The sequence below is a fragment of the Halomonas halmophila genome, from assembly GCF_006540005.1.
GTDB lineage: Bacteria > Pseudomonadota > Gammaproteobacteria > Pseudomonadales > Halomonadaceae > Halomonas > Halomonas halmophila.
The window spans coordinates 1-2,378 of the sequence record NZ_BJOC01000070.1 but is presented as its reverse complement, the minus strand read 5'-3'; the positions used below and the strand labels follow the sequence as shown (position 1 = coordinate 2,378).

Annotated in this window: 2 protein-coding genes; both read left to right on the top strand. The window is 54.7% G+C overall.

Going from position 1 to position 2,378, the window contains the following annotated elements:
- A partial coding sequence (locus HHA01_RS14800; protein WP_170214894.1) for a hypothetical protein occupies positions 1–1,509 on the top strand: 1,509 nt, incomplete at its 5' end.
- Positions 1,509–2,378, top strand: an 870-nt coding sequence (locus HHA01_RS14605; RefSeq protein ID WP_246053926.1) for a hypothetical protein, incomplete at its 3' end; no start/stop codon positions are given. The genes HHA01_RS14800 and HHA01_RS14605, both read left to right, overlap by 1 nt.

The window sequence follows — 2,378 nt, the reverse complement described above, 5'->3', positions numbered from 1 at the left end:
GAGGCAACCAATGGTAAAATCTACTTTGTCGCCGAGCGTTTTGTAGCGGGGGAGGGAAGCTTAGAAGGCTTTCTGCGGGGAGCGCCGTTGGCAGACTCGGGTCGGGTTGTCGTGACGTTGTCCGGAGCTTGCCCGCACGGCCACCATACGCTGAACTGGACCGATGAGTTGAGTGGTACATGGGTAACACCTGGCGTTACCCAAAGTGACTTCACGGTAGAAACCAATCCTCGACCCACCTTGCTCAACATCGATGCTCTCGAGCCGCCGCATTTGGCTTACGAGGTCATCGCCATCACGCTGGATATTCTGATGAATCGCGCCACCATGGTGCGGGAAGATGTCTTTTCGATCAGCCTGGACGGCTCTGACTGCTTCTCGTTTACCTCGGTGACGGTACCGTTGCTGAAGTTCGGTGGCAACGTGAGTGTTATGCCACCAAGAGTCGGTACGAGCCGACTCTCGCGTAGCGAAGGTCGAGCCGAGAGGAAACGACTTGGTATGGGCAGCAACCCCCGCCAGGTGACGCATGAGCAGGGCTGGCAGATCAGTGCGGGACTGGACATTGTCTGCGGTACTACCACCAAGCGAGTTGATGTGGGCTCGCATAGCAGTGAAACCACAACCCACGATAGTGCGCCCACCCTGCGTCGACAGGCGAACGACAGACGTCAACAGGATGGTGTGACACGCTTTCTGGGAGCGCTCACCAATGCCGCGAAGCGCCTGTGGCAGGATCTCTGCAATGAGCGGGATGATGACAAACTCGTTGATCTCTATACCGAAGGGCCAAAGCTCGGGCTGGCATTGGTGACCGAACAAACCGAAGAGCAAGGTGGTCCAGGACTGAACTGGACGCTGTCGGCGGGCATCTCGGTCGACTTTAGATTTGGCGTGCATGTCAATATCTACGAAGCACTCAAGGTTGCCGCCAGGCGGCACCCGGCTGGCGCAGCCCTAGTGGCGTTCATGGAGGATGCCGAGGACGGTAGAAGCCTGGGGGTCGCCGAATACCAGATATCACCCAGCCTGTTCATTGATGTGTCCATCGGCATAGGTTCACGCCCCACGGCGGATACCATGGGCAATGCAAACGCCGTGATGAATTACGATTTCCTGGCCAGAACCATCGAATGCGACGGCCATGTCACCGGCAGTTTGACGGCCCTGGCAGGCGGTGGCGTGAGTGGCTACTTCGACAGCATTTTCACGGATCGCCGGGTGTTCAAGTATGAGGCCAACATCTCGACAACCGGCGGCATTACGATCAAGGCCAATGAGGCTGGCGAGTGGGGCTATGAGCTGTTTCATAATGGCGCCATGCTGCGCGTCATGGGTTACAAGAAAGTCAATGTAGAAGTTTCGGAAAAAAGAAATGATAGTGGAGGTAAAAGCCGAAGAAGCCAAACCGCACAGTCGACTCAAACTACTCGATGGGTTGAGGATCGCGAAAACATCAACACCTACCGTCTTGCCGACGGTTATAGCGGAGAGTTCAGGCAGTTTTAATGAAAAAAATTGGAATCTTTTTGGTGGCTTTTTTTATGGCAATGGAGGTGCCCGCCATGGACCAAGAGACAAAGTATAATTTTGGGGTTCATTGGTCGGTGAACGGCTTTCCCAGTTCGCTAGGTGTCCAGGATATTATGTTGAATTTTACTGGCTCCCATAGCCACCTGGATACCAGGCTACCCATCACACAGTACATCAAACAGGGCGAAAATACAGTGAACTTGGACTCTTGGCCATTGGAGTACCAATCTGAAGATGAACTGCATGTGTCCTTGCTTTATTGGCGGCCCGGCGATAACCCCAACACCGAAGCACAGACGGCATTCGAGGTGGTGATGAGGCCAGGCCAGGAACAGGCAGTGGCCAAGGTGGTATCTCGTGACCCTGATGCGCCATTGCAGCCGAGAAAAGAGGGAATCCGTTTTCATCGCTATGAAGAATACGATTCCCTGAAAGTTCGGTTCGTCAACCGCCAGCCGATGCCTACCTGGTGCTGGGAAGAAGGCGATGTGCTGCGTGACAACGCGGCGACCCGTGACAGTCTGACACAGGCATACCGGCGGATATACAAGCTGTTTCAGGCGGGCGACAACAATGCTCTGATGGATGCTTCTGCGACGATGATTCAGGAACTCGCCAAGGCCTCAGGTGAGTCCGAGGCCTATGTCCGCCAGCGGGCCAGCTTCGACATGTTCTTCGATAAGCCGGATGTCTTTCAACTGGACTCTTTCCCCGAAGACCCCATGACGCTGAACCTGGCGGCGGATAATCGAGTGGCCTGGTTGACCAGAGAAGGAGTTGCAGTACCCATTCGGTTTGAACATGTTGGAAATGAAAGCCATGTTTCCAATGTTCGGCTCTACTTC